Below are 25,476 nucleotides of genomic sequence, written 5' to 3' on the forward strand. Positions count from 1 at the left end.
CGATGTCCCAGAGGGCCGACTCCGCTCGGAGCGCGCGCCGTGACGAGAGTGTGCGCAGCCGTTCGCCCACACGCTTGGGCGCGCTCCGCAACCGCGTGGGGGCGGCGATCTTCCTGCGCGTGGCCGGCCCCGACGGACCACGGCACCGCGAGCGAATCCATGGCACGACAGGTCCACGCTGGTTCCCGGCAGGCAGCCCCATCACGATCGTCCACGGTGACGCGTCGATGTTCGTCGGCGGTATCCGTGCCCTCCTGCTGCAGACCCTGCATCCGGCCGCCATGCGCGCGGTGTCGGAACACTCCGGCTTCCGCGGTGACATGTGGGGGCGACTCGCTCGCACCAGCCGCTTCCTCGCCGTCACCACGTTCGGCACGGCCGCCGACGCTGCGCAGGCGGTCGACGCGGTCCGGTCCATCCACGAGCGAGTCACCGGAACGATGCCGGACGGAACCCCCTATGCCGCGTCCGACCCTCACCTGCTGATGTGGGTGCACGTCGCCGAGATCGACAGCTTCCTCCTCGCCCATTCCGTCTACGGCGCGGAGCCGCTCGATCAGGCGGGCCGGGACGAGTACGTCGCCCAGACCGCCGAGATCGCCCGCCGGCTGGGGGTGCTGGATCCACCGACCACAGAGGAGGAGCTGAAGGCCCAGCTGTCGGCCTTCCGCCCGGAACTGCGCGGCTCAAGCGAAGCCAGCGAAGCCAGCCGATTCCTGCTCTTCCGCCCTCCACTGCCGGTCGCCGCCCGCGTGCCGTACGCGGGGCTGATGTGGGCTGCCGTGGGACTCATGCCCGCGTGGTCCCGACGCCCTCTGCGGCTCCCGCTCCTCCCGGTCTCCGAACGCACCGTCGGACGAGCGCTGGGCGCGGCAACGGTGAAGACCATCCGGTGGGCCATGACACCGCCGGTCACCCCCGGCCGCGGGCCAAACTGAGTCCCTGCATTCCGCTGATCCTCCGTCACACGGAAGGTGAGGCTTCGTGGGAGGTGGGCGGACGGCATACGGGCTCGTGGGGCGACGTGGAACGCTAGCCTCGGAACGTTCGAGAGCACCCTGCGTCGAAGGAGCCCACACCGTGTCCGAGAACGCCCCCGGTGTCCTCGGTCCCAAGGTGGCGGCGGCACTCGTCTTCGGCGCCAGTGCCGCGGTGCTCGTCGTCGAACTGGTGTCACTGCGGCTGCTCGCGCCCTATCTCGGACTGACGCTCGAGACCAACACGATGGTCATCGGGATCGCGCTCGCGGCGATCGCGACGGGCGCCTGGCTGGGTGGGAAGGCTGCCGACGGTGCCAACCCTCGACGCCTGCTCGGCCCCTTGCTCGCCGTGTCGGGCGTTGCCGTGTCGTTGATGCCCTTTGTGGTGCGCGGCGCCGGCGAGGTGGCCGGAGCGAGCGTGATCCTCGTGGCCGCCTTCGCGATCCTCGTACCCGGTGCGCTGCTCTCCGCCGTGTCGCCCATCGTCGCCAAACTGCGGCTCACAGACCTCGCCGAGACCGGCACCGTCGTGGGGAGCCTCTCCGGCATCGGGACGGTCGGCGCCATCGCCGGAACAGTCCTCACGGGGTTCGTCTTCGTCACGGCGTTCCCGGTGAGTCTCGTGCTCGTCGGCCTTGGCGTCCTGTTGGTTGTGGCGGCTGTGGCGGTCGAGGTGCACGCGCGGCGGCTGCACGATCGCGATGCGGTGGTCTCCCGCGCCGTACTGCCGATCGCGCTCCTCCTGCCCGGAGCGCTCGGCGCCGCGTGGGGGCCGGGCAGTTGCGATGCGGAGACGGTGTATCACTGCGCCCAGGTCGTGCCGGACCCGAATCGGGCTGAGGGGAGGACGCTCGTTCTCGACGGTGTGCGGCACTCCTATGTGGACCTGGCCGACCCGACGCACCTCGAGTTCGAGTACGTCCAGGCGTTGGCCTCCGTCGCCGACACGGCCTTCCCTGCTGGAGAGGCACGCGCGGCCTATCACCTCGGCGGTGGTGGACTGACCTTGCCGCGCTACCTCGCCGAGATGCGTCCCGGGACCACCAGCGTCGTCTCCGAGATCGACCGCGGAGTGCTTGACGTCGACGTGGAGCGGCTGGGGCTGGAGACGGGCCCCGACCTCGACGTCCGCATCGAGGACGGACGTCTCGGGATTCGCCGGATCGGCGCCGCGAGCCAGGATCTCGTCATCGGGGATGCGTTCGGTGGCGTGACGATCCCGTGGCACCTCACGACGCGGGAGGCCATGGTGGAAGTGGATCGGGTGCTGAAGCCCGGTGGGGTCTATGCCGCGAACCTCATCGACTTCGGGCCGATGTCGTTCGTCGGGGCCGAGGTGACCACGCTGCAGACGGTGTTCGACCACGTCGTCCTCGCGGCGGAGAGCGAGACGATCGCCAAGGAGCGCGGTTCGGGTGGCAACGTCGTCGTCGTGGCGTCCGATGCGCCGGTGGACGTTGCTGCACTGGGGGCGCGCCTGGCGGAGCGTGACCTTGGTTGGGAGGTCATCGAGGGCGCGGCGCTCGACGCGTGGGTGGGGGACGCGATGGTCCTGACCGACGATCACGCTCCGGTCGACCAGCTCGTCACGCTCTTCTCCTCACCCCGCTGACCCAGCGCCGAGCGCCCAGCGCCCAGCGCCCAGCGCCCAGCGCGCAGCGCCCGGCGCCCGGCGCCCGGCGCCCAGCGCCCAGCGCGCAGCGCCCAGCGCTGGTCCTGTCACAAAGTGCTGCCCAGAAGCGTCGTCCTTGTAGCGGGTGTCCTTGTCCGCGATGAGCAAGGAGGGTGGGTGCGATGGCTCTGGAGGCTGCAGCGTCAGATCGGCGGGTGGTTCACGACCGCTGGTCCCTGTTGACCCGGCAGGTGGCGATGGTCGCCTTCGTCGTGTGTGTGCTCACGGGTGCGATCCTGATGTTCTGGTACGACCCGACGAGCAGCACCGTGCGCTATCAGGGGTCGCACGCCCCCTTGCAGGGAGTGGAGATGTCCGGGGCGCTCGCGTCGACGCTCGACATCTCGTTCGACGTGCGAGGGGGCCTGCTCGTGCGTCAGCTGCACCACTGGACTGCCTCGGTGATGATCGCCGCCCTCATGCTGCACATCCTCAGGATCTTCTTCACCGGAGGGTTCCGCAGGCCACGCCGCCTCGGCTGGGTCCTCCTCTTCGGCATCCTCTTCGCGAGCATGGGCGCGGGCCTCAGCGGGATGGTCCTCCCCGATGACCTGCTCTCCGGCAGCAGCCTGGCCGTCCTCGACGGTGTGCTGAAGTCCGTCCCGATCGTGGGGACCTGGCTGTCGGGGCTGCTGTTCCAAGGACGGTTCCCGAGCGGGGCTCTCGCCACGTTCTATCCCGCCCATGTCCTCGTCCTCCCCTTGGCGATGATCGGGCTGGGTGTCGTGCTGCTTCGCCGTGAGGCACGCCAGAACCCGCCCATCGCGGGCCGCAATCGCACGGCGACGGTCGCTCGATGGGTCGGCCTCTTCGGCCTGGTCTCGGGTGCGCTGACCTTGGTTGCAGGGTTCGTGACCGTGAATCCGGTGTGGGCGTTCGGGCCGGCCGACCCCGCCAACGCCACGGCCGGGGCTGCGGCCCCCTGGTACATGGCGTTCCTCGACGGCGCCCAGCGCCTCGTGCCGCCCGGACTCGAGGTCGTGTGGGCGGGACGCACCTGGACCCTCGCGCTCCTCCTGCCCCTCGGGGTGGTCGGGCTCTTCCTGACGGCTGCTGTGGCCTACCCGTTCGTCGAGGAGTGGGCCTCCGGAGATCGAGGTGGCCACCGTGGGCCCACGCAGCCCCGCTCGACGCCGACCCGGACTGCGCTTGGCGCGGCCGGGGTCACGTTCTATGGGGTCCTGTGGGCGGCGGCGGGCTCCGACTTCTTCGCCCTGATCTTCGCGTTGAGCCTCGAGGACGTGGTCCTCGCATTCCAGATCGCCCTCGTGCTTGGCCCGGTCAGCGCCTTCGTCCTGACGCGTCGGGTGTGCCTCGAGTTGCAGCTCAGGGACCGGGATGCCGTGCTGCGGGGGTCACCGACAGGCCGAATGGTCCGACTGCCCAGTGGCGGGTTCATCGATGTGCACGAAATGCCGGATGGAAGCGAACGCCGAGGCGAGGAGCGGCAGGTGGGCGGACGGCATACCCGGGTCTCCTGAGTGGTGCGAAGCGCTCCGGGAGACGATGGCGGTATGCCGTCCGCCCCCGTGCCGCTGCCCGCAACTGTTCCGCTACCTGCCGATGAGGCGCGCCTCGTCCGATCCCGCCTCGACGACCTCGGCCTGCCGGGTCTGATCGACGTCCACACGCACTTCATGCCCAAGCGGGTGCTCGACAAGGTGTGGGCCTACTTCGACGTGGCCGGGCCGAAGCTCGGGCGCCCGTGGCCGATCGCCTATCGCGGGAGTGATGAGGAGCGGGTGGCGCGGTTGCGGGCGCTCGGTGTGGAGAGGTTCACGTCGCTGAGCTATCCGCACCGGCCGGGGATGGCGCCGTTCCTCAACGAGTGGTCGGCGGGGTTTGCCGACGCCCACCCGGACTGCCTGCGATCGGCGACGTTCTTCCCCGAGGAGGGTGCGGGCGACTATGTGCGCGACGTGATCGCGGCGGGGACCCAGGTCTTCAAGGTGCATGTCCAGGTAGGCGAGTTCGACCCCAACGATCCCTTGCTCGACGACGTGTGGGGCGTGTTGCAGGAGAGCGGCACGCCCGTGGTCATCCACTCCGGTGACGGGCCGGTGCCGGGGCAGCACACGGGGGTCGTGGGGATGGTGGAGTTGCTGCGCCGCTTCCCTGAACTCACGCTCGTGGTCGCGCACCTGGGGATGCCGGAGTATGCCGAGTTCCTCGACCTGTGTGCGGTGCACCCGCGGGTCCACCTCGACACGACCATGGCGTTCACGGCCTTCACCGAGGCAATTCACCCGTTCCCGCCCGAGCTTCGGGGCAGGTTGGGCGAGGTGGGGGATCGCGTCCTGTTCGGCAGCGACTTCCCCAACATCCCCTACTCCTACCTGGAGGCGGTGGATGCGGTGATCGGTCTGGACCTCGGTCGGGAGTGGACGCGGAACGTGTTGCGCGAGAACGCTGCTCGCCTGTTCGGGATCGTTCCTTCGTGACGCGATGGCTCCACCCGCCTCTGGTGTTCGACCGTGACTGATCTCGCGGCGCGACCCGTGTTGTTCCTGGATGTCGACGGAACCGTGCTCCCGACGGGTGGGGTGACGTTGCCGGCGACGGACGAGGCCTGGGAAGCGGAGTGGCAGAACGCGTCGAATCCCCATCTGTCGGCGATCGCCCCGGAGCACGGACCGCGACTGCTGGGCATGCCGTGCGACCTGGTGTGGGCCACAGCCTGGATGGAGGACGCAAACGCCGTCATCGCCCCCATCCTCGGCCTGCCGGAACTTCCCGTCGCCCAACTGGGCGACCTTCCCGGAGTCGACGATCCCCTCCACGGTGAGCACGACGAGGCGGCTGAACTCAACTGGAAGACGCGCGGCCTCGTCGATCTGGCGGCTGGTCGTCCCTTCGTGTGGCTGGACGACGAGCTCACCGACGTTGACCGCGAATGGGTCTCGACCCACCACACGGGCCGAGCGCTCCTCCATCGCGTCGATTCGCGCTGTGGCCTCACCGCGGACGACCTCTCCGTCGCCGAAGAGTGGCTCGAGGACTCTCAGGTGAGCTCGCGGCGGTAGTGCTCGGCGAACACCGGGTAGTAGTCGTTGAAGTCGATCGCGGCCAGATCGGCACCGGCCTCGGCCGCGACCATGCGGTCGAGGTAGTAGTCCCAGCCCGGGCCGACGCTCTCGGCCAGGACGACGTCGCTGACCTCTTGGGCGAAGACCAGGGTCGTCACGCCGTCGGACTCCGCAAGGTCGATCTGCCAGCGCCACTCCTCGGAGTGGTCATCGGGGCGGGCAGAGCGCATGACGAGCCGCCTGGGCGCATCGCACTCGTCAATGTGAACGGTCTCCGCGGGAGCGTCTTCGGCCTCGGCAGTCATGAAGAACGACACGGCCCCGGTGCTCGGGTCGCCGGCCCAGTGACCGATCCAGCGGACGAGCCGATCCGACTCGGTCACCGCTGCCCAGACGTCACCGATGGGTGCACGGAAAGTGCGTTCGAAGACCAGGTATGCCGTCCCGTCCCGTTCCTCTCGACGTCCCGTCGCGCGCGGGGTGGGCTGCGTGGTGGTCATGCTGTCTCCTCGGTCGAGTTCTGCTGAGTGTCTGTGGATTGCGGGGTGGGTGTGGTTCTGCGCTCGCGGACTGTGCGGCGCACCTCGAGGTCGAGGCCGTCGAGCACCGACTCGTCGAAGCGTGGTGCCGGGGCCGCTGCGGGCGTTCGCGCCGGTGTCGCCAGCGCAGGCTCCATCAGGGCCGCCACGTAGTCCGAGGCAGGCGCGAGTCCGGCTCGCTCAAGTCGGTAGTGCCGCTCGCGTCCGATGTCCTCGGCGAAGACGAGGCCGGCCTCGGTGAGGACCCGCAGATGCCGGCTGATCGCCGGACGACTGATCGTGTGGTCGGCGGCGAGGTCGACGACTCGCGCCGGCCCGGCCACCAGGCGGCGCAGCAGATCCCGGCGCACCGGGTCGGCCAGGGCCTCAAACACATCCACGACTTATTGGTAACGCAACAGTTACCAATAAGTCAAGGGGGCGGCTCGTATTCATCACCGTGAGGCCTCTGTCGGTGGTCGCGGGTAGCGTTGCCGGCATCGGCTCTCGACCGATGCGTCAGTGCTGCGGTTCGGGCGAATTGCGCTGTGGCAGTTGAGGATTCACTCGAAATTGGTGTTCGCTCAAGGTGCAATGTCGAACGTGAGTTCGATAGGATGTGGGGTATGGGCATGGAGCAGTCGAGGGGGCCGGTGGCGCAGTTGCGCACGGCCCTGACGGCTGCCCGGGACGGTTTGGCGGGGGTGGGTGCGTCGTTGGCGTCGTTGTCGGCGGCGGAGTTGGCTGAGCTGATGACGTTGAGTGACGAGGTGAAGGCGCAGGTCGGGGCGGCGCAGGTGCGGGTGGTGGGGGAGGCGGCCTCGCGCGGTGAGTTCACGGCGGCGCGTCGCGGTGTCGGGTCGGGTCAGGCGTGGGTGCGTGAGCATGCGGTCTCGTTGCGTCAGGGCGGGTCGGGGCAGCTGGCGCAGTTCGCGCAGGAGGAGGCGGCGGCGACCCCGTCCGGGTCGTGGGTGGATGGGGGTCCGGTGGCGGGGGTGTACGCGGACCCCGAGCGTGCCGAGGGCGTGGTGTGGGGTCGGGTGGTGACCGGTGAGGTCGGGCCGGAGTTGGCGTTGGCGGCGTTGCGGGAGATGGGCAAGCTCAAGGACCGTGTGGTCAAGGAGGCGACCCCGACGGTGACGGGGGCGATCCTGGATCACGGGTCGCAGTGGGGTGCCGGGGATGCCCGGAAGGTGCGGGCGGCGGTGCTCGCGAAGTTCGGGGTGGAGGGCGAGTTCGACGACGAGCAGAAGAAGTTGCGGGCGGGGGCCTACCTGTCCTCGCCGCAGGTCGCGGACGGGGATGTGTCGGAGTATCGGATGGGGTTGACCCCGGAGCAGGCGTCCCGGCTCGAGGCCGCGATCGGGCCGTTGTCGAAGCCGGTGCCGAACCCGGTGACGGGGGAGGCGGACCTGCGGCCGGCGGGGCAGCGGCGGGTCGAGGCGTTGCATGCGGTGTTGGGCAGGGCCGTCGGTGCCGACGCGGTCGACAAGGACGCGCCCGGGGGTGCGGCCACGGTGGTGCATGTGAGCATCACGTTGGCGCAGTTGCTGGCCGGACTGGCCGGGTTCACCCGCGACGACACTGGTGCGGGCTGTGGCGGCGCGGGCCGTGGCGGCGCTGGTTCGGTGTTCGGGGCCGGCGTCGACGAGCAGGCCGGCACGGCGGACGGGTCCACCGTGGGCGCGGGCTCCTCGGCTGGGGCGGGTGTGCTGGGCGGTGCGGAGGTGCTGGGCGGTGCGGGGGTGCTGGGCGGTGCGGGGGTGCTGGGCGGTGCGGGGGTGCTGGCTGGGGCGGGGTTCGTGATGGGGTCGCGGGTGCAGGGCACGATGCTCTCACCGTCGGTGGTGCGTCAGATGGCGTGTGACGCCGACGTGATCCCGGTCGTGCTCGGTGCCGAGGGTGAAGTGCTGGATCTGGGGCGGGCGACGCGGTTGTTCACGCGAGGCCAGCGGCGAATGTTGTGGCATCGGGATCGGGGGTGCACGTTCCCGGGCTGTGACATGCCCTCGAGTTGGGCGCAGGCGCATCACCTGGTGCATTGGGCCGATGGTGGGCCCTCGGATCAGACCAATGCGGCGTTGTTGTGTCAACGCCACCACACGCAGGTCCATGAGCAGCGGTTGATCGCGTCCGTGGGTGCCCCCGATGAGTGGGGGCGGTGTGTGACCTGGGACCTGTCTCCGGGCAGTTATGACCGTGACCTGGCCGCCCGACTCGCCCAGTTCCGGCGAGCCCGCGACACCTCGGACGGTGCACACGGCGACGGTGCACGCAAGCGACGGCGGCGTCTGGATACCGGGCCCTCCGAAGGGTGGGGGTCCGTCATCCCCGACGACGTCATCGACGACATCGCCAGCGACTTCGAAGCCGAGCACCTCGCAGCCGATCAGGTGGTGTGGCTGAGTGATGTCCTGGGCGACGACGACCTGCCCTGGAACATCCCCGCCTGAGGGAGACATGCCCTGGAACGTCCCCGCCTGACGTCGGAAGCCCGACCAGTCGCTGCAATCAGTCGAAATAATCTTGGGTGAGGTGTCGAATCGGGACTGGGCCGCACGGCATACAGGTCAGAAGGCACCAACGGGGCGCCTCACCACGAAGGAGAAGCAGTCATGGGTTCCATCACGAGCAGCCTGTTCATCTCACTCGACGGCGTCATCGAGTCGCCCGAGAAGTGGCACTTCCCGTACTTCAACGACGAGATGGGCGCGGTCGTCGGCGAGCAGATGGGCAAGGCTGACGCCACGCTCATCGGTCGCCAGACCTACGACGAGTTCGCCAGCTACTGGCCGACCGCCGACCCGGAGGACCCGTTCACGCAGGCCATGAACGGTGGCAAGAAGTACGTCGTCTCCTCCACCCTCGAGGAAGCCACGTGGGAGAACACCACCATCGTGCGCGGTGGGAGCAACGGCGAGGCCAAGGCCGAGCTCGAGTCGCTCAAGGCTGAGCAGAACCTCGGCACGACCGGCAGCGCGACCCTCGTCCGCTGGATGCTCGAGCAGGGGCTCGTCGACGAGCTCCACCTGCTCGTCCACCCGATCGTCGTGGGCGAGGGCAAGAAGCTCTTCGCGGACGGTGAGACGGTGCCACTGACCCTCGTGTCGTCCTCCACGTTCAGCACCGGAGTGGTCCACTTGGTGTACGCGCCCGCCAGACACCCCTGACGATCACCCGACCCGCGAATTCACCGCGAATCCCACTGGAGGAGAACGCACATGCGCTACATGGTCATGCACTACCAGACCCAGGAGAACGAGGACGGTGTGGTGCCGTCGGCCGAGGAGCAGAAGGCCATCGGCGAATACATCCGTGACATGTCGCTCTCCGGCGTCTTCCTCACCGGTGAGGGAGTCCACAGCAGCCGGAAGGGCGCTCGGCTCGACGTCGCCGACGGGGCAGTGCGCGTCATCGACGGACCGTTCGCCGAGGCCAAGGAGCTCATCGCGGGCTTCGCCATTCTCGACGTGTCGAGTCTCGAGGAGGCCGTCGAGCACGCACGGAAGTACGCGCTCCTCGTCGGCACGCATCGGGTCGACGTGCGCCAGGTCGTCGAGTTCGCCGACCTCGCGTTGCCCGACCAGGCCTGACCGGCCGCCGTCGGGTCCCGAACTGGCCTGATCCGGCCTGATCCGGCCTGATCTCACCGCCTTGTGAAGGAGAACCGCGATGACCACCAGCGTCGACACGACCATCGCCACCCTGTGGCGCGTCGAGTCGCCGCGGCTCATCGCCCGCCTGGGCCGGCTCGTCGGCGACCTCGACACCGCCGAGGAGCTGGCCCAGGACACGTTCGCCGCAGCCATAGAGAAGTGGCGGGCGGACGGCATACCCGACAATCCCGCTGCGTGGCTGACGACAACGTCTCGCTACCTCGCGATCGACCGCATTCGCCGGCGGGACACCGGACGAGACAAGCTGCGGACCGTCGCGGCATCGACGGCCGAGACCACCGAGATCGACGTCGAACGAGTCGTCGACGGGGACCTCGCCGATGATCTGCTCGGCCTCGTCTTCATGTCCTGTCACCCACTCCTCGCGCCGGACGCCCGCTCGGCCCTCGTCCTCAAGCTCGTCTGTGGCCTCACGACAGGAGAAGTCGCCAAGGCGTTCCTCACGCCGGAAGCCACTGTGGCGCAACGGATCGTGCGCGCCAAGCGCACGCTGGCCGCAGCCAACGTTCGGTTCGAACTACCGGGCGAGAACGAACGCGGCGCCCGTCTCGACGCCGTTCGCGAGGTCATCTACCTCCTGTTCAACGAGGGGTATGCCGCGTCGTCCGGTGACGCCTGGATCCGCACCGATCTCTGTGACGAGGCCTTGCGACTTGGTCGCATGCTCGCGACGCTGACCCCGCGCGACCCGGAGTCGTTGGGCCTTCTCGCCCTCATGGAGATCCAGGTGTCACGGCTCGCGGCCCGGGTTGGTCCGGACGGCGAGCAGGTGCTCCTCATGGACCAGGACCGGTCACGCTGGGACCGCCTCCTCATCCGACGCGGTCTCGACCTCATCGACCGGATCGACGCCTTGCGCGGAACTGCCGGCCCCTACGCGTTGCAGGCGGCGATCGCGGCCTGCCACGCCCGTGCCGCCACACCCGAGGACACGGATTGGGAGCGGATCGCGGCGCTCTACGACGGCTTGGTGCAGGTCGTCCCGTCACCGGTCGTCGAACTCAACCGCGCCGTCGCGGTGGGTCGGGCGTTCGGGCCCGAGGCTGGCCTCGAGATCGTGGGGCCGCTGCGAGCGGTGCCGTCGCTCAGGGGCTACCACCTGCTGCCCGCCGTCGCCGGTGACCTCGAATGCAGTGCCGGGCTGCATGCGGAAGCCCGCGACGACTTCCTCCGCGCGGCCGCACTGGCCGGCAACGAGCGCGACCGAACCACGATGCAACAGCGCGCCACTGCGTGCGTCACCCATGCCGAATCGGCCACACTGGATCGATGAGCGACCAGGAGATGCACGATCACCGTGATGGCCACACGCCCGCCGACTGGAACGCGCACTACAACCAGAGCGAGCAGATCTGGAGCGGTCACGCCAACGCGCAGCTCATCGCCGAGGCCGCCGACCTCTCGCCCGGGAGGGCTCTCGATGTCGGATGCGGCGAGGGTGCTGACGCCATCTGGCTGGCCCACCAAGGCTGGGACGTGACCGGCGTCGAGGTGTCGGACGTCGCGCTCGAGCGAGCACGTCAGCAGGCCGCCCTGGCGGAGGTCTCCGTGGACTGGCAGTTGGGGGCCTTCCCTCGTATGCCGTCCTCGGACAATGCTTTTGACCTCACCATTGCCTTCTATCCGGCTCTGATGAAGAACGACGGGCAGGTGATCGCGGCCCTGTTCCGCAGTGTCGCGCCGGGAGGGACCTTGCTGTTCGTCCATCACGCCGACGTCGACCACGGCCGCGCGAAGGCCCACGGCTTCAACCCCGATGACTTCGTCGGCGTCGACGACGTGGCGGCCGCAGCGCCGGAGGGCTGGACCATCGAGGCGCACGAGGAGCGTGACCGAGAGATCCTCGGCGGCGCAGGCGCCCACCACGCGCGCGATCTTGTGCTGCGCATCCGTCGTGGTTCCTGAGGAAGACATGGCATCCTCCTCCCCGTGACCAGTGCAGGGGGAGGAGAGATGAGCCACGTCCAGCGTCCGGGACGAGTGTTGCCGGGGTGGGCCGTCTTCGTGCTGTCTGCCTCGGCCTTCTGGGTCGTCGGATTCCTGCCGTGGATCGTCGGGGGGATGCGGCTGCCGAGCTCGCCGGCGTGGCCGACCTTCCCCCCGAACAGCACCCCCCTCGTGGTTCTCCCGTTCGGTGAGTACCAGGTGCTCCAACTCTTCGTGAGCAGCGTCATCGGCGGGACGGCTGCGCTAGTCGTCGCCCGACTCTCACACCCTCACGTGCGCCACCCCCGTCTCATCGCCGCCTTCGGCGCTGTCGTCGCGTTGGTCGTTTCCGTGACGCAGACCCTCCTCCCGATCCGGCCCGCCCTGGCGCCAGGCATCGAGGCCAAACTCCTCCTGACCGCCCTCATCGTCACGGTCCTGGTGTCGGCGCTGGTGGGGCTCGTCGTCGGTTCCGGGGTGGCGAAGGGGAGCGGCTGGCCGTGGCTCCTGGGTGGGGCCGTCGCTGCCTCCCTGGCCGGGTCATGGTTCGCCGACGTCGTCATGCGTGGCCCGGAGGCGGCGCCTCAGTGGGTGGTGCAGGTCGCGCAGTGGTCGCCGTGGATCAGCGGGGTTCTGCTCGGGCTCGTCCTCGCCGTGTTCGGGTTCCGGCCCATGGCGCGCCTTCTCGGCTGGGCCGTCGCGCTCGGGGTCGCGTGGGTGATGCCATCCCTGCTGACGGCGGCGCACCATGCCATGGACATTGCTCGCCGTAGTCCCCTGCGCCGCAGCGACATCCGCGAGGTGCTCGACGCCGGGCGCGACGTGTTCGTGCAATCGCTCCTGCCGGGCAACCACCTCATCGGGCCCCTGGTGCTGGCCGTCGTCATCGGCGTCGTCGGGTCAGTGGGCCGTGACAGGTTGTCCTCATGACCTCCGCGGACCCCAGGCCGGCCGAATCCATCCTGCGTCGACTCATCGAACTCATCGATGCCCAGGACTGGGACGGCCTCCGGACCGTCCTCGCACCGGACGTGACGGTGACCTTCGCCCACACCGGTGAGCAGTTCGACCGCGACGGCTATATCGCGCTCAACCGGGACTACCCGGGGCGCTGGTTCCTCGAGGCGCAGCGGGTCGTTGCGGACGATCGGTCCGGGGCCGCGCACGCCCTGGTGTTCAACGCTGACCGCTCGGAGGTCCACCACGTTGGCAGCTTCGCGTCCGTGGCGGACGGACTCATCACCGAGCTGACGGAACTGTGGGTCGAACTGACCGAACCCGATCCCGAGCGTCGACCCGCGTCAGGGCTCAGCTGAGCCAGCGACCGTCCTTCATGAGGGTGCGGTCGGCGATCTCGGGGTGCTCGCGCCACGCCTGGATCGTGCGAGGCGTCACGACGTAGGCCACGTAGTCCGGACCGGACGTGCGCGGATCCCAACCGGTGCGGACGGCATACCCGTCCCAGCGATCGGCGGGCACGTCCGAGAGGGGCACCTCGACGACAGACCCGTCGATCATCACGACGTCCCGTAGACCCCCGAGCGCGAGTCGCACGAGGCCGCTGTCCCGCATGTTTCGGCCTGCAGGGGTGCCGCGGTCCGTGGCGAGAAGGAGGTCGGCGCCGTCCCAGTCGAACGACAGCGGCACGAGCCCGGGTGCGCCACCCTCCGGCGAAGCCGTCGCCACCCAGAGGTCCACTGCGGTCTCGAGGCGCGCGCGGGTGTCGGCGAGCCGCACGGCGCGAGGGCGGGGAGCGTCCATGCGCACATCCTGCCCGTGACGGGAGTCCTGCTGGCGCCCACCTGCCATGCTTGGGTGATGAGCACATCTGGAGAACCCGCAGCCGGGGACCCCGTCGTGGTCGATGTGGAGTACTCCCCCTTTCCGGTGGTCGTCTCGCCTCCGGAACATGTGGTGACGATCGACAGCGTGAACGCTCACCGTGACGATTCAGGCCCCACGACCGACGACTGACGCCTGGGCATCGGACGGGACGCGTGATGTCGGTGGCGGTCCATCGCGTGGGCACCATGCCCGCCTAGTCCGAGATCCTCACCGCTGTCACGTCCGTTCGCCCCGACGACCGGGAGGGCAGTCGCGCCCGACTCCTGGCCGTCTGGGACCAACTGGACGACGCCGACCACGCCCAACGCTGCGTCGTCGCGCACTACGTTGCCGATCTCGAGCCCGCCCTCGATGACGAAGTGCGGTGGGACGAGGCGGCGCTGGCCGCTTATCCACATGTCTCCGACGAGGACCTGGCACCCGTGGGGATCCCGTCCGCCCGGGGTCTCGCGCCGAGCCTGCACCTCAACCTGGCCGACGGCTACCTCCGGCAGGGGCGCCACCAGGAGTCGCGACAGCATCTCGAGGCAGCGACCGGAGCGCTCCCGGCGCTGGGCGATGACGCCTACGGAGAGCTCGTCCGTGACGGCCTCGCCGGGGTGGCCGAGAGATTGCATGCTGCCAAGGACGCGCCCGGACCTCCCGCCGCGGTCTAGGGTCACGACCATGCTGATCGTCGCCTACGTGTTCGCCGGGATCGCCGCCCTCATCCACGTCTACATCTTCCGGCTCGAGTCCCTGGCGTGGACCGAGCCGGCGACCCGCAAGGTCTTCGGCACCACACCCGAGACCGCACTCGTGACGAAGCCGCTGGCCTACAACCAGGGCTTCTACAACCTCTTCCTCGCGATCATCGCGGTGGTCGGGATCGCGGTGTCCGCCTACGGTTCCGACGACGTCGGCAGGGCGCTCCTGTATGCCGCGTGCGGATCGATGCTCGCCGCTTCCCTCGTGCTCGTGACGAGCAACGCCAAAGCCCTGCGTGCTGCCTTGGTCCAGGGCGTGGCGCCTGCCCTGGCCGTCGTCGCCCTGCTCCTCGCCTGACTGGGGGTAGCGTCTTCGACATGGCTGAGCCTGTGCAGTTCCAAGAGTCCGCCGACCTCGACCCGAGCGTGCCGCCGTCAGGACCCGGCTGCGCCGAGTGCACCACCGCGCAAGGGTGGTGGGTTCACCTGAGGCGGTGCACGGCCTGCGGCCACATCGGCTGCTGTGACACCTCGCCGAGCCAGCACGCCACCGCCCACTTCCATCAAACCGGGCACCCGATCATGGCGAGCTACGAACCGGGTGATGTGTGGTTCTGGAACTACACCACCGAGCAGATGGGGAGTGGCCCCACCCTGGCCGAACCCGCGTCGCATCCGGCCGACCAGACCACGCCCGGGCCGCAGGAGCGCGTGCCCGACAACTGGCGGGATCTCATCCACTGATGACCGGACGGCATACACGAATGAATGATGCGACCAGACTGCTGGCCGAACAGCAGTACGTCGAGCTGACGACGTTCCGCCGCAACGGAATCGGTGTCGCGACGCCAGTGTGGATCGCCCCGGACGGCGAGGACCTGCTCATCGTCAGCGTCGACAACACCGGCAAGACCAAGCGCCTCGGTCACACCGCGCGCGTCGAACTGCGACCGTGTGACCTCCGCGGGAACGTCGTGCCCCATGCGCCCCGGTATGCCGCCCGCGCGACGGTGCATCGTGACCGTGCGGCGATCGCTCGGGTCAAGAAGGCGATCGGAGCGAAGTACGGCTGGTGGTATCGCGCCCTCACCACGGTCGAGCCCGTCCTCAACAGGATGCCCGGGCGCAAGCCGCGCGCAGCGATCGTCGTCACCGACGTCGAGCTTCTCGAGCCCTGAGTTCCTTCTCGATCGCGCGCTCGAACCCGGCACCCATGGCGGTGAGAACGCCCTGCATCGACGCCTGGACTGCGGGCTTCGCCAGCCGTGGGAAGGGCAGGTCGACGGTGACGGTCAGCTCGATGCGCAGGTCGGTCGCATCCTTGCCCGCATCGTTGAGGTCGTAGCGCCCGTCGGTCCCGGCGAGCTCCTCACGGTCCGGGGCGTGCCGGAAGGTGATCCGGGTCTGCGGGTCGTAGGTCATCTCCTCGGTGAACCCCAGCTCGAATGACTTCCCGAGCACCGGGATCTTCGCCAGTTCCCAGTGCCACAGCTCGCGGTTGCCGGTGGTCGTGGCCTTGATGGAGCGGACCATGGGGGTGAGGCGAGCGACGGCCGCCGGATCGGTGAGGACCTCCCAGACGAGGTCGCGAGGGTGGTCCACCATCGCTTCGGACGTCTTGGTCGCGGAGAAGGTCGCCATGGTCCACCCTCCCACCGAAGGGACCCCGTCTGGGGCTCAACCGCGCCTCGTGTGCCTGAGCGGAACCCCTGCCTTCGCGCCCTCGCCTTGCGATCCATCCCGTGGATGCGACGCTCGCGACGGCGATCCCTCTCCGCGGACGCTCCCCGGCACACGAGGCGGCGTTCTAGGGGACGAGGCCGCGTTCGCGCGCGATCGCGGCTGCCTCGGTCCGAGATGATGCCCCGAGCTTGGCGAGGATCCGCGACACGTGGACACTCGCGGTCTTGGTGGAGATGAACAGCTGCTGCCCGACCTGCCCGTTGCTCAGGCCGCGCGCCACGAGCTCGAGGACTTCCTGCTCGCGGGGGGTGAGCGTCTCGGCACCTGCTCCGTCGCCCGCCCCGGACCCGCCAAGGGTGAGGGCATCGAGCTCGCGCAGCAGCGGTGCCGCGCCGAGTCGGACCGCGACCTCACGGGCCAGGTCGGCCTCGCGGCGGGCGCCGGCCGCGTCTCCGGTGGCCGCGAGTACCGCTGCCAGCCGGGTCCGCGACCGCGCGATCTCGTAGGTGTGGCCATAGCGCTCGAACGCCGAGACCGATGCTTCCCAGGCGACGACCATGTCGGTGGGCGCCGGCGACGCCTCGTCCGCGAGCCGCCACTGGAGGCGGAGGAGTTCGGCGCGCAGTCGCAGGTTCCAGGCCCACGTCTCGGTGTTGGTCTGGTCGAGCTGCTCGCTCGTCGGCTCGAGGACGCCACGCTGCGGCTCGGCGAGGATCTCGTCAACCTTCGCAGTCATCGACTCCAGCAAGTCCCCGGCACGTCGTCGCACCGCGCGGTCGAGGGTCGGGGCGGCGGTGGCGACCTGACCGGCGACGAGCGCCCCGAGACGGACGACGGCATGGAACCGCCCCCAGGTCCGTTCGAGGGTCGTGACCGCGTCCTGGGCGATGTCGAGGGCCCGCCTGATGTCACCGTGCTCCCCGTAGTGCTCGACGGCCGGCATGACGAGTTGCACGACGCCGAACCCGTCGACGTGCCACCAGTCGCGCACGGCGGCGATCTCGTGGTCGCCGATCCCCTCACCGCGACCAGCCCGCACGAGCATGAGGGCCGCCTCGAAGAACGAGCCCCCCGGCTGGGGGATGAACGCGTCGCCGACATGCAGACGCGATCGGGCTCCGTCCCAGTCGCCCAGCTCGTATGCCGTGAGCCCACCGATGAGTCGTGACTCCAGTGCCCAGGGGGCCCAGTCGAGGTGCAGCTGTCGCGCGATCGCCGCACCCCGGTCGTAGTGCTCCAGCGCCTTGGCAAGGTCACCGCGCCGGTGGTGCATCGTCGCGGCCTGGTGGTGGATGCGGATCCGAAGGGGGTCCGGCCGGTCCCCGAGGTCGGCGAGGAGCAGGTCGATGTGGTGCTCGAGGGTGTCGAGGTCGTCGTGGATCTCGATGACGCGCGACATCACGGTGCGGACCTCGGTGAGAGCACCCGGCAGGTCGAGGCGCTGGGCCAGAGCGGTCGCCTCCTCGCCGATCGCCGCCGCCTCCGCGTAGCGGCGCGAATCGACGAGTTGTTGCATGTGGGCCGTGAGCACGAACAGCCGCTCAGCAGAGCCACCCTCGTCGACGAGGGTCATGGCCTCGGCGGTCATGGCGGGTCCGCGCTCGCCGACAGCGAGGTCGTTGAGCCTGGCCCGATTGGCGCAGGTCGCCAGCAGGCGCGCGCGCATCGCTGGCCCCTGGTCGGGCTCGGGGTGCTCGATGCGGTCCAGGAGCAGTTGCACGGACCGCACGGTGTCGCCGGCGGCCAGGGCAGCGTCGGAGGCTTCGAGGCTCACCTCGTCACGCTCCGGTGCCCCCTCGGTGAGCCAACACAGCGCCTGCTCGAGGTGATCCAGGGCGTCTGAAGGGCCGCCGACGGCGAGGTCGGCCCGGGCAGCCTCTCGGGCTGCGGCGACCGCCGTCACCAGGTCCCCGGACGCGGCGGCGTGGCGAGCCAGCTCCGACGCTGGGCCGAGCGTGGCGTCGGAAGCCAGCGCAGCGGCATACGAGCGATGGAGCCGCAGGCGCTGTCCGGGGAGGAGGTCGGTCACGGTTGTCTCGGCGAGCAGTGCGTGTCGGAATGCATAGGCGGGCGGCCAGCGAGTCTCGATGACGAAGCGTTCGACGCCTTCGGCGACCGCCATCTCGAGCTGGTCCTCGGTGAGGTCCACGAGGCGGAGCAGGAGGTCGTGGCTGATCATGCGGCCACCGACGGCCATGGTGCGCACCACGTGCTGGGCCGGCTCGGACAACTGGTCGACACGCGCCCACAGCACCCGTCCGAGGCCGCCCGAAATCGCCTGTCCGGCAACGGTGCTCGCCGCCAGCTCCTCCGCGAAGAAGGGGTTGCCCTCGGCCCGTCGGGTGATCTCCTGCGTGGTCCGTTCGTCGAGCTCGGGCGCGTCCGTGGTGTTCGCTGACTTTGCCGAGTTCACGGACGCCACGATTTCGCGAATCGCACTGTCCCCCAACGGTTTCAGATCAAGATGCTCGACTCCGGCGATGCGGGCCCAGACGGCGAGGGTCTCGTGCAGCGGGTGGCGGCGGTGGAGGTCGTCGGAGCGATAGGTCACGACCAGTGCGACCGGCGAGGAGAACCCTCGGGTCAGCAGAAGGGTCAGGAGGTCGCGCGACGAGTGGTCGGCCCAGTGGGCATCCTCGACCACGACGAGGAGGGGCCGGATCTCGCCGACCGCGGTGAGGAGGGCGTGCACGGCTTCGGCGACCTGGCCGGGAGTGAACGTGGCGTCGGTGGGCTCGCGGTGGCCGGAGAGGAGGACGCCGAGGGCGGGGCGCGTCGCGACCACCTGCTCGACGACGTCGGGGGAGAGCAGTTCGAGCCGGGCGAGGAGCTCGGTGAAGGGAAGGTGGGCGACGCTGCTCCCGGACTGCCCCACACAGTGGCCCCAGGCGACGTCCCAGCCGGCCTCCTCGGCGTCCGCGGACACGCGGGCGAGCAGACTCGACTTGCCGATTCCGGCGTCCCCCGACACGACAACACCGACCCCGCGCGGGTCGTCGAGTCCGAGGATCTCGGCGAGTCGGGCAAGGTCGGTGTCGCGTCCGACGAGTTCGCGGACGGGAGGAGTCATAAGTCGAAGTATTGACGACTCCACTGACACATGCGTCCACAACCCGTGCGGCGTCGCGGTCTCCGTGTTCTTGGTGGTCTCCGTGCTCTTGGTGGTTGCTGTGGTCTTCCTTGACGCAAGCACCACTTCGGTGGCCACGGGCTCAGCGAGCCTTGCGCGCGGCCTCGACCCGGGCGCGAACCCGGCGGATGACGTGGAGCGACGATCCGGGACGCTCCTGCGTCTCGGGATAGAGGCCGTAGCGCGCGTGCATCTCCGCGCGGACCATTTCGGGGGTGAGGAACGAGGTGTTCATGACGGGTCCTTCCTGACCTGTGCTGTTCGTGCCAGCTCGTGCTGACACCGTCAACAGTCGTCTGGTGAGGTAGGCGCCCACATCGGTCAGGTGCCGTATTTCGTGCGTGGCACCTACCTCAGACGCGTCCGGTCCACTACCTCAGGAGCGGCGTATGCCGTCCGTCCCGCCCTCGTGGTCCGCTCTCCGATGCGTCCGCGCCAGATCGGGAACAAAATACCCCTAGGGGGTATTGTCATGGGCGTCCGCCGAAACGGTCCGCCGAAACGGTTTGCTGAAACGGTCCGCCGGAACCGCCACCACGAAGGAGATGCCATGAACACACGCAATGCCATGGCCGCCAATGCCACCCTGCACTGCCTCACGGGCTGTGCCATTGGCGAGATCATGGGCCTGATGATCGGAACCGCGATGGGCCTCTCGACCGGGGTCACGATCGCCCTCGCCGTCGGCCTCGCCTTCCTCTTCGGCTACGCCCTGTCCACCTTGCCACTCATGAAGGCGGGCCTCGGATTCTTCGCGGCCCTCAGCGTGGTGTTCGCCGCTGACACCCTCTCCATTGCGGTCATGGAAATCGTCGACAACGCCGTCATGGCAGCCATTCCCGGCGCCATGGACGCCGGAATCGTCAACCCGGTCTTCTGGCTCGGCATGATCATCGCTCTGTCAGTGGCGTTCGTCGCCGCCTTCCCGGTGAACCGCTACCTCATCGACAAGGGCAAGGGGCACGCCCTGACTCACGCCTTCCATGAGGGCCACGAGGCGCCTGGCGACCACGCTGCCCACGAGGCGCCTGGCGACCACGCTGCCCACGGCGACCACGCTGCCCACGACCACCACAAGGAGCACTGACCATGAACACCAACACCCTCGCCGCCGGCGTCATCGGCTTCCTCCTGGGTGGCCTGCTCGTCTCCACGGCCGCCGAGCTCCAGAAGGACGACCCCGCGCCCAGCCACGGCATCAGCCAGCAGGTCACCGAGGAGCCCGGGCACGCTGCCGGCTGACGCCCGTGCAGGATGACCGGCATGGCACGCATCCTCCTGCTCCACTCGGCGCTCGGACTGCGCCCCGCCGTCCTCGACTTCGCCACACGGCTCGTCGACCTCGGGCATGAGGTCGACGCCCCGGACTACTACGAGGGCCACGTCTTCGATGACGAGGCGTTGGGGATCGCGCACCGCGATGCACACCCCGAATACTTCGAGCACGTCCGGGGCCTCGCCGACGACCTCCCGCCGGACACGGTCCTCGCTGGCTTCTCGCTCGGTGCCTGGTTCGCTCAACGCCTCGCGGCGAAGCGGCCACGGGCCCGCGCGGTGATCCTGCTGCACTCCGCTGCCCCAGCACGCGGGGCGTGGCCCGGCGTCCCGGTCCAGGTGCACCGCCATGCCGTCGACCCGTGGATCGCCCCATCCGACGTCATCGCCCTGGGCAGCGCCGTGACCGCCAGTGGCGCGCCCTTCGAGGACCACGTGACACCCGGGTCTGGCCACCTCTTCACCGACCTCGACGGACCCGATGCCGACCAGGCAGCCACGAGCGCAGCGCTGGATCGGATCGACGATTTCCTCACAGCCGCAACGGGTTTGCGAGCGCTCGCGGTGCGCCCCGGTCACTGACACCAATCCGTCGCCCCTGTCGCGTCGAACTCTCCACGCATGGTGATGGACCGAGTCCTCGGTCCCACCCGACAAAGGAGCTCCACGATGCGACTGACCACGAAGACCGCCCTGGCCCTACCAGGCACCGCCCTTCTGCTGCTGGCCGGAGCCACCGGTGCGAGTGCGGATGAGTTTGACATGAAGCTCACGGACACGATGGGCAACAAGAGCGGGTCGAGCTCGACGGCCCAACTCACCGTGGAGGGCGACAGCCTGTCCATCAAGATCACCGGGCAAGGCTTCACCCCCAACTCGCCCCACGCTCAGCACTTCCACGGGTCGTTCAGCGACGCGAAGAAGTTCACCTGTCCCGACTCGTCCGCCGACGCGGATGGGGACGGCCAGGTCAACACCGAAGAGGGCCTGCCGGCATACGGCGACATCGTCCTCTCGTTGACCACGTCCGGCGACACGAGCCCCGAGAGCGGCTTGGCCATCGACCGGATGCCCACGGCGGACGCCGCAGGCAACCTGTCCTACGAGCGCACCATCGAACTTCCTGCCGGGGCGGGTGCCAAGCTCAAGAACCTGCACGTCGTCCAGCACGGACTCGATGCCAACGGCAACGACAAGTACGACCTCGAGGCTCTCGGCGAGTCGAGCTTCGCGAAGTCGCTCGGTGTCGACGGCATCCCCGAAGAGGCCACGAACCCGGCGACGTGCGGCACCGTGACGGGTGCCTCGACGGGCGAGATGCCCCAGGGTGGCGTCGACACTGGTGACGGTACGACGGGCGGGACCGAAGCAGTCGGCGCCTTCGGGCTTGCTGGTGCGGCCTTTGCTGCCGCCGGAGGAGCCCTGCTCTACCGTCGCCGGTTCGCCACGGACCGCGCCTGATCGGTTGAGCTGAATGTCTGCTGTTGAATCGACACCCCGCAGTCGGCGCCTGACGGCGTCGGCTGCGGCGGTCGTCGTCTTCGGGCTCATCGGGATCGGCGCCACGGGCTACGCCCTGTCGCAACAGGTCGGCACACCGCCGAACGCCATGGCGCCGTCGGGTGGGGCGGGGCATTCCGGACACGGAGGCGCGCCCTCTCCGACGGGATCGACCACCGGCCCCTCGTCGAGTGGGTCCCCCGGCGCCCACGCCGGCCATGGCGGCCCCGCCCTGGCCGACACGGAGTATCACACCCCCAAGGGACCGCTCCTGGAGCGCTCCCGTCCGACCAAGGTCATCCTCCCGACTCTCGGTGTCAATGCGCCGATCATCGATCTCTCGCTCAAGCCCGACAGGCGGATGGAAGTGCCGGACAACGGGACCGAAGCCGGCTGGTTCACGAGCAGCCCCACTCCGGGTGAGCTCGGGCCGTCGATCATCGCGGCCCACGTCACGCACGAGAGCAAGCCCGCCGTCTTCTTCGAGCTGGGTGGGATGCGCCAGGGCGACAGGATCGAGGTCGAGCGCGAGGACGGCACGACTGCGACGTTCGGCGTCACCGAGGTCGGCCAGTATCCGAAGGCACACTTCCCCAGCGACAAGGTCTACGGGTCCGTTGACCGTGCGGCCCTTCGTCTCATCACCTGCGGCGGCGTCCTCGACGGCGAGACCGGGAGCCACGTCGACAACATCGTCGTCTACGCGCACCTGCTCAGCTGATCGTGACCGTCAGGGCTGAGTGGTCGGTGAGGCCTTTGGTCCGCGGCTCAGGCAGCAGGTCGCATGCCTCGACGACGAGATCGGTTGTCACGAAGGCGTGGTCGTAGCGGCAGCCCACCCCCGAATGGTCCATCCACGAGATCGCTGCCTCGTCGGGATGGTGGACCCGGAACGCGTCGACGAGCCCGTGTGCCTCGCTCAGGGCGTGATAGGTGGCCGTCTCCTCGGGAAGGACGTACTTCAGTGGTGCCTCGTGCACAGGATCGACGAGGTTGAGGTCGCCCAGGACGATGCCCCGCTCGCCCTGCGCGGTCCACTCGCCGACCACCCTGTCGTATGCCGTGAGCCACTGCCGCTTCCGCTCCCGTTGCGTCTTGCTCGAGTAGCGCACCGGATCGCTCGCCGCGCCGTAGGTCGCGAGGAGCCGCAGCGCTGCTTCGCCCGAGCCCGCCGAATTCGGCTGCCACACCAGTGAATCCACCCGCCCGGGGAGGAGGGGTGGGGGTGCGAGCTCCGCTCGCTCCCACGATCCGACCCGGGCCACGGTCATGACACCCAGCTCCGAGCGGTCGGTGACGTGCACGTCGAAGCCGGCGGCACGGCATACCGAAAGAAGGAGTCCGGAGCCCGCGCCGCGACCGACCTCGGTGAGCACCCACACCTCCTCGTCCCGGGGCCACAGCCAGTGCAGCAGCGCCTCGGCACGCTCACGCGGCGGGTTCGAGACGTTGAGGGTGAGCAGGGAGGGCACCACCGCATCTTTGCGTGTCCGGGTGTCAGTGCGGGCTGCAAGACTGGGTGGCATGCCCGACTACGGACATGAGATCGAGTTCGGGATCTTCCCGACGCCCGATGCTGCGCGCCACCGCGAGGTGGTCGAGCTGGCGCAGTTGGCCGACTCGCTCGGCCTCGATCACGTGAGCATCCAGGACCATCCGTACCAGCGGAGGTTCCTCGACACGTGGACCCTGCTCTCGGTGATCGGCGCCCGAACCACGCGGATTCGGCTGTCGACCAACGTCGCGAACCTGCCGCTGCGTCCACCGGTCGTCCTCGCCAAGGCGGCTGCCTCGCTCGACGTCCTGACGGGCGGCCGGGTCGAGCTCGGTCTCGGGGCCGGGGGCTTCTGGGACGCGATCGTGGCTGCTGGCGGTGTGCGCAAGACGCCCAAGGAGTCGGTCGACGCGCTCGTCGAGGCCATCGGCATCGTGCGCGCGTTCTGGGCCGGCGAGCCCGGGAGGTTCGAGGGTGAGCACTACTCGAACCGCGGCCTCAAGCCCGGGCCTGTTCCCGCCCACGACATCCCTCTCTGGATCGGTGCCTACGGGCCGCGGATGCTCCGGCTCACCGGTGAGCTGGCGGACGGGTGGGTGCCGAGTCTGGGCCACACGAATCCGCCCGACCTCCCCGGGATGAACGCGCGGATCGACGACGCTGCGGTGGCGGCCGAGCGGGCGCCTCGGGACATCCGCCGGATCTACAACATCCACGGCTCCTTCGGCACCGGCGACGGGCTGCTGCAGGGCACGCCGCAGGACTGGGCCGAGCAGCTCACGGACCTCGCCGTCGGACTGGGGATGAGCACCTTCATCGTCGCCAGTGACGACGCGGACTTCGTGCGCCGGTTCGCCGAGGAGGTCGTGCCCCTGACCCGTGAACTCGTGGCAGCCGAGCGACGAGGAGGCGTGGCATGACGCCCGCTTCATCCACCGGTCCAACCACCGAGTCGGCTGACGTTCCGGGCATCCCGCTCGACGCGGTCGCCTTCTATCGCGAACTCGAGGCGGACAACTCACGTGAGTGGTGGGCCGCCAACAAACTCCGGTATGCCGTGAGCGTCCAGGAGCCCATGGCTCACCTCGGGGACGTGCTCACCGAGGAGTTCGGGGAGCCCAAGCTCTTCCGGCCCAACCGGGACGTGCGGTTCAGCAAGGACAAGTCGCCCTACAAGAACCATCAGGGCCTCTTCGTGGCGACCGGGTCTCGGATGGGCTGGTACGTCCAGATCGGCGCCGACGGCCTGCGCACGGCCGGGGGCTTCTATGCGTCGGAGTCCGACCAGGTGGCTCGCTACCGGGCCAGCGCGGCCGACGACGTGGCGGGCGGTCGGCTCGTGGCCGTCGTGGATGCCCTGTTGGACAAAGGTTTCGACATCGGTGGCGACATCCTCGCGACGCGACCACGCGGCATACCGGAAGATCATCCGCGACTGGAGTTGCTGCGGCACCGGACCTTGACCGCTTCACGCGACCACGGCACTCCGGACTGGTTGGAGTCGGACGCGGTCGCGGACCGGGTGCATGCGGACTGGGTCGCGATGCGGCCGCTCATCGAGTGGTGTGAGCAGTACGTCGGGGCGAGTGAGAAGCCCGGGCGGCGCTGACGAGAAGCGAGGAGATGAGTCAGGCGATGAGGTCATCATGACCAAGAGGAAGCGCAAGGCCAGAGCCAGCGACGTCGACGAGATTGCCGGCGCCCTGCCCGAGACCGAACTGGGGCATTCGTGGGGTGACCGGCCGACATGGAAGGTGCGTGGCAAGGGCTTCCTGCTCTACCGGATGCCGCACAAGACCGCGATCGACCCCGAGACCGGTGAGATGTGGGACGACCTGCTGGTCGTCATCACGCCCGACATGGGCGTGAAGCAGTCCCTCGTCGAGGCGGACAACCCGTTCTTCACCATCGACCACTTCCGCAACCACCCCGGCGTCCTCGTCCGGCTGTCCCGGCTCGGCGAGATCGATCGCGACGAGCTCGAGGAGATCATCACCGAGGCGTGGGCGGCGAAGGCCCCCAAGAAACTCGCCCGCGAGTTCTTTGGTGAGTGACTCAGGGGT

The 25,476-nt window shown here is 69.2% G+C and carries 33 protein-coding genes; 25 read left to right on the forward strand and 8 right to left on the reverse strand.

Annotated elements, in window-relative coordinates; all coding sequences use genetic code 11:
• Nucleotides 1–2 precede the first annotated feature (2 nt).
• The gene (locus N802_RS13935) at nucleotides 3–938 is read left to right on the forward strand and encodes an oxygenase MpaB family protein (protein ID WP_084072225.1); all 936 of its coding nucleotides are present in this window, start codon (nucleotides 3–5) and stop codon (nucleotides 936–938) included.
• Between the two features lie 142 nt (nucleotides 939–1,080).
• Nucleotides 1,081–2,592: a fused MFS/spermidine synthase gene (locus N802_RS13940; RefSeq protein ID WP_035917415.1), complete on the forward strand. Its 1,512-nt coding sequence runs from the start codon at nucleotides 1,081–1,083 to the stop codon at nucleotides 2,590–2,592.
• Here the strand turns inward: N802_RS13940 and N802_RS20260 are convergent.
• On the reverse strand, nucleotides 2,581–2,760 hold the full coding sequence (locus N802_RS20260) for a hypothetical protein (RefSeq protein ID WP_156971411.1): 180 nt from the start codon (nucleotides 2,758–2,760) through the stop codon (nucleotides 2,581–2,583). The genes N802_RS13940 and N802_RS20260 overlap by 12 nt on opposite strands.
• A 14-nt stretch (nucleotides 2,761–2,774) precedes the next feature.
• On the opposite strand from N802_RS20260, the gene N802_RS13945 reads away from it, so the two are divergent.
• Genes N802_RS13945 through N802_RS13955 form a run of 3 tightly spaced genes read left to right on the forward strand, consistent with a single transcriptional unit; the run spans nucleotide 2,775 to nucleotide 5,675 of the window.
• Nucleotides 2,775–4,133 carry a cytochrome b gene (locus tag N802_RS13945; RefSeq protein ID WP_052109957.1) on the forward strand — a complete coding sequence of 453 codons (1,359 nt, stop codon included), beginning with the start codon at nucleotides 2,775–2,777 and terminating at the stop codon, nucleotides 4,131–4,133.
• A gap of 33 nt (nucleotides 4,134–4,166) precedes the next feature.
• Nucleotides 4,167–5,093 (forward strand): amidohydrolase family protein, encoded by a 927-nt coding sequence (locus N802_RS13950; protein ID WP_084072226.1) that lies wholly within the window; start codon nucleotides 4,167–4,169, stop codon nucleotides 5,091–5,093.
• Nucleotides 5,094–5,126: 33 nt separating this feature from the next.
• Nucleotides 5,127–5,675, forward strand: coding sequence for an HAD domain-containing protein (locus N802_RS13955; protein ID WP_035917417.1), 549 nt, complete (start codon nucleotides 5,127–5,129; stop codon nucleotides 5,673–5,675).
• Here the strand turns inward: N802_RS13955 and N802_RS13960 are convergent.
• Together N802_RS13960 and N802_RS13965 are read right to left on the reverse strand one after the other, a co-directional pair.
• Entirely contained in the window at nucleotides 5,654–6,178 is a 525-nt protein-coding gene (locus N802_RS13960) for an SRPBCC domain-containing protein (protein WP_035917420.1), read from the reverse strand. The two genes, N802_RS13955 and N802_RS13960, sit on opposite strands and share 22 nt — an antisense overlap.
• Nucleotides 6,175–6,597 carry an ArsR/SmtB family transcription factor gene (locus tag N802_RS13965; protein WP_035917423.1) on the reverse strand — a complete coding sequence of 141 codons (423 nt, stop codon included), beginning with the start codon at nucleotides 6,595–6,597 and terminating at the stop codon, nucleotides 6,175–6,177. The genes N802_RS13960 and N802_RS13965 overlap by 4 nt, the downstream gene beginning before the upstream one ends.
• 231 nt (nucleotides 6,598–6,828) lie before the next feature.
• Here N802_RS13965 and N802_RS20890 point away from each other — a divergent pair, with 231 nt between their 5' ends.
• From N802_RS20890 to N802_RS14000, 7 genes are all read left to right on the forward strand, one after another.
• Nucleotides 6,829–8,649: an HNH endonuclease signature motif containing protein gene (locus N802_RS20890; protein WP_245613947.1), complete on the forward strand. Its 1,821-nt coding sequence runs from the start codon at nucleotides 6,829–6,831 to the stop codon at nucleotides 8,647–8,649.
• Nucleotides 8,650–8,811: 162 nt separating this feature from the next.
• Nucleotides 8,812–9,366 carry a dihydrofolate reductase family protein gene (locus tag N802_RS13975; RefSeq protein WP_035917431.1) on the forward strand — a complete coding sequence of 185 codons (555 nt, stop codon included), beginning with the start codon at nucleotides 8,812–8,814 and terminating at the stop codon, nucleotides 9,364–9,366.
• A gap of 51 nt (nucleotides 9,367–9,417) precedes the next feature.
• Nucleotides 9,418–9,789 carry a YciI family protein gene (locus N802_RS13980; protein ID WP_035917434.1) on the forward strand — a complete coding sequence of 124 codons (372 nt, stop codon included), beginning with the start codon at nucleotides 9,418–9,420 and terminating at the stop codon, nucleotides 9,787–9,789.
• A 79-nt stretch (nucleotides 9,790–9,868) separates the two neighbouring features.
• A complete protein-coding gene (locus tag N802_RS13985; RefSeq protein WP_035917436.1) occupies nucleotides 9,869–11,146 on the forward strand; it encodes an RNA polymerase sigma factor in 1,278 nt (425 codons plus the stop codon).
• Nucleotides 11,143–11,778 carry a class I SAM-dependent methyltransferase gene (locus N802_RS13990; RefSeq protein WP_052109958.1) on the forward strand — a complete coding sequence of 212 codons (636 nt, stop codon included), beginning with the start codon at nucleotides 11,143–11,145 and terminating at the stop codon, nucleotides 11,776–11,778. Before N802_RS13985 ends, N802_RS13990 begins: the two co-directional genes overlap by 4 nt.
• A 48-nt stretch (nucleotides 11,779–11,826) precedes the next feature.
• Nucleotides 11,827–12,729: a hypothetical protein gene (locus N802_RS13995; RefSeq protein WP_035917438.1), complete on the forward strand. Its 903-nt coding sequence runs from the start codon at nucleotides 11,827–11,829 to the stop codon at nucleotides 12,727–12,729.
• Nucleotides 12,726–13,115, forward strand: a complete 390-nt coding sequence (locus tag N802_RS14000) for a nuclear transport factor 2 family protein (RefSeq protein ID WP_035917440.1) — start codon at nucleotides 12,726–12,728, stop codon at nucleotides 13,113–13,115. Before N802_RS13995 ends, N802_RS14000 begins: the two co-directional genes overlap by 4 nt.
• Here the strand turns inward: N802_RS14000 and N802_RS14005 are convergent.
• Complete coding sequence (locus N802_RS14005) at nucleotides 13,108–13,560, reverse strand: pyridoxamine 5'-phosphate oxidase family protein (protein ID WP_035917442.1); 453 nt, start codon at nucleotides 13,558–13,560, stop codon at nucleotides 13,108–13,110. The two genes, N802_RS14000 and N802_RS14005, sit on opposite strands and share 8 nt — an antisense overlap.
• A gap of 57 nt (nucleotides 13,561–13,617) precedes the next feature.
• Here N802_RS14005 and N802_RS20265 point away from each other — a divergent pair, with 57 nt between their 5' ends.
• The 5 genes from N802_RS20265 to N802_RS14025 all read left to right on the forward strand — a co-directional run bounded on the left by N802_RS20265 (nucleotide 13,618) and on the right by N802_RS14025 (nucleotide 15,508).
• Nucleotides 13,618–13,773, forward strand: coding sequence for a hypothetical protein (locus tag N802_RS20265; RefSeq protein ID WP_156971413.1), 156 nt, complete (start codon nucleotides 13,618–13,620; stop codon nucleotides 13,771–13,773).
• Nucleotides 13,774–14,003: 230 nt separating this feature from the next.
• Nucleotides 14,004–14,300, forward strand: coding sequence for a hypothetical protein (locus N802_RS20635; RefSeq protein ID WP_211254423.1), 297 nt, complete (start codon nucleotides 14,004–14,006; stop codon nucleotides 14,298–14,300).
• A gap of 10 nt (nucleotides 14,301–14,310) precedes the next feature.
• The gene (locus tag N802_RS14015; protein WP_035917447.1) at nucleotides 14,311–14,688 is read left to right on the forward strand and encodes a DUF1304 domain-containing protein; all 378 of its coding nucleotides are present in this window, start codon (nucleotides 14,311–14,313) and stop codon (nucleotides 14,686–14,688) included.
• A 20-nt stretch (nucleotides 14,689–14,708) separates the two neighbouring features.
• The gene (locus tag N802_RS14020; protein ID WP_035917449.1) at nucleotides 14,709–15,074 is read left to right on the forward strand and encodes a UBP-type zinc finger domain-containing protein; all 366 of its coding nucleotides are present in this window, start codon (nucleotides 14,709–14,711) and stop codon (nucleotides 15,072–15,074) included.
• Between the two features lie 20 nt (nucleotides 15,075–15,094).
• Nucleotides 15,095–15,508 (forward strand): PPOX class F420-dependent oxidoreductase, encoded by a 414-nt coding sequence (locus N802_RS14025; RefSeq protein ID WP_035917450.1) that lies wholly within the window; start codon nucleotides 15,095–15,097, stop codon nucleotides 15,506–15,508.
• On the opposite strand, the gene N802_RS14030 is transcribed toward N802_RS14025, so the two are convergent.
• The 3 genes from N802_RS14030 to N802_RS20275 all read right to left on the reverse strand — a co-directional run bounded on the left by N802_RS14030 (nucleotide 15,480) and on the right by N802_RS20275 (nucleotide 19,378).
• Nucleotides 15,480–15,971, reverse strand: a complete 492-nt coding sequence (locus N802_RS14030) for an SRPBCC family protein (protein ID WP_035917451.1) — start codon at nucleotides 15,969–15,971, stop codon at nucleotides 15,480–15,482. The two genes, N802_RS14025 and N802_RS14030, sit on opposite strands and share 29 nt — an antisense overlap.
• 166 nt (nucleotides 15,972–16,137) lie before the next feature.
• On the reverse strand, nucleotides 16,138–19,083 hold the full coding sequence (locus tag N802_RS14035; protein ID WP_035917454.1) for a helix-turn-helix transcriptional regulator: 2,946 nt from the start codon (nucleotides 19,081–19,083) through the stop codon (nucleotides 16,138–16,140).
• A gap of 142 nt (nucleotides 19,084–19,225) precedes the next feature.
• Nucleotides 19,226–19,378: a hypothetical protein gene (locus N802_RS20275; protein WP_156971414.1), complete on the reverse strand. Its 153-nt coding sequence runs from the start codon at nucleotides 19,376–19,378 to the stop codon at nucleotides 19,226–19,228.
• A 315-nt stretch (nucleotides 19,379–19,693) separates the two neighbouring features.
• On the opposite strand from N802_RS20275, the gene N802_RS14040 reads away from it, so the two are divergent.
• From N802_RS14040 to N802_RS19575, 5 genes are all read left to right on the forward strand, one after another.
• Nucleotides 19,694–20,230, forward strand: coding sequence for a DUF4396 domain-containing protein (locus tag N802_RS14040; protein ID WP_211254424.1), 537 nt, complete (start codon nucleotides 19,694–19,696; stop codon nucleotides 20,228–20,230).
• A gap of 2 nt (nucleotides 20,231–20,232) precedes the next feature.
• A complete protein-coding gene (locus tag N802_RS20280; protein ID WP_156971415.1) occupies nucleotides 20,233–20,385 on the forward strand; it encodes a hypothetical protein in 153 nt (50 codons plus the stop codon).
• Nucleotides 20,386–20,406: 21 nt separating this feature from the next.
• Entirely contained in the window at nucleotides 20,407–21,000 is a 594-nt protein-coding gene (locus tag N802_RS14045) for a dienelactone hydrolase family protein (RefSeq protein ID WP_052109967.1), read from the forward strand.
• 87 nt (nucleotides 21,001–21,087) lie between these two features.
• Nucleotides 21,088–21,879, forward strand: coding sequence for a hypothetical protein (locus N802_RS14050; protein WP_052109959.1), 792 nt, complete (start codon nucleotides 21,088–21,090; stop codon nucleotides 21,877–21,879).
• Nucleotides 21,880–21,892: 13 nt separating this feature from the next.
• Nucleotides 21,893–22,639: a class F sortase gene (locus tag N802_RS19575; RefSeq protein WP_052109960.1), complete on the forward strand. Its 747-nt coding sequence runs from the start codon at nucleotides 21,893–21,895 to the stop codon at nucleotides 22,637–22,639.
• On the opposite strand, the gene N802_RS14060 is transcribed toward N802_RS19575, so the two are convergent.
• Nucleotides 22,632–23,390 carry an exonuclease/endonuclease/phosphatase family protein gene (locus N802_RS14060; protein WP_156971416.1) on the reverse strand — a complete coding sequence of 253 codons (759 nt, stop codon included), beginning with the start codon at nucleotides 23,388–23,390 and terminating at the stop codon, nucleotides 22,632–22,634. The genes N802_RS19575 and N802_RS14060 overlap by 8 nt on opposite strands.
• A gap of 52 nt (nucleotides 23,391–23,442) precedes the next feature.
• On the opposite strand from N802_RS14060, the gene N802_RS14065 reads away from it, so the two are divergent.
• Genes N802_RS14065 through N802_RS14075 form a run of 3 tightly spaced genes read left to right on the forward strand, consistent with a single transcriptional unit; the run spans nucleotide 23,443 to nucleotide 25,467 of the window.
• Nucleotides 23,443–24,333, forward strand: coding sequence for an LLM class flavin-dependent oxidoreductase (locus N802_RS14065; protein ID WP_035917459.1), 891 nt, complete (start codon nucleotides 23,443–23,445; stop codon nucleotides 24,331–24,333).
• Nucleotides 24,330–25,022: a DUF2461 domain-containing protein gene (locus N802_RS14070; protein WP_052109961.1), complete on the forward strand. Its 693-nt coding sequence runs from the start codon at nucleotides 24,330–24,332 to the stop codon at nucleotides 25,020–25,022. Before N802_RS14065 ends, N802_RS14070 begins: the two co-directional genes overlap by 4 nt.
• A 37-nt stretch (nucleotides 25,023–25,059) precedes the next feature.
• Nucleotides 25,060–25,467, forward strand: a complete 408-nt coding sequence (locus tag N802_RS14075) for an MmcQ/YjbR family DNA-binding protein (RefSeq protein WP_035917517.1) — start codon at nucleotides 25,060–25,062, stop codon at nucleotides 25,465–25,467.
• The last annotated feature ends 9 nt before the right edge of the window (nucleotides 25,468–25,476 follow it).

Source organism: Knoellia sinensis KCTC 19936 (assembly GCF_000768705.1).
Classification (GTDB): Bacteria; Actinomycetota; Actinomycetes; order Actinomycetales; family Dermatophilaceae; genus Knoellia; species Knoellia sinensis.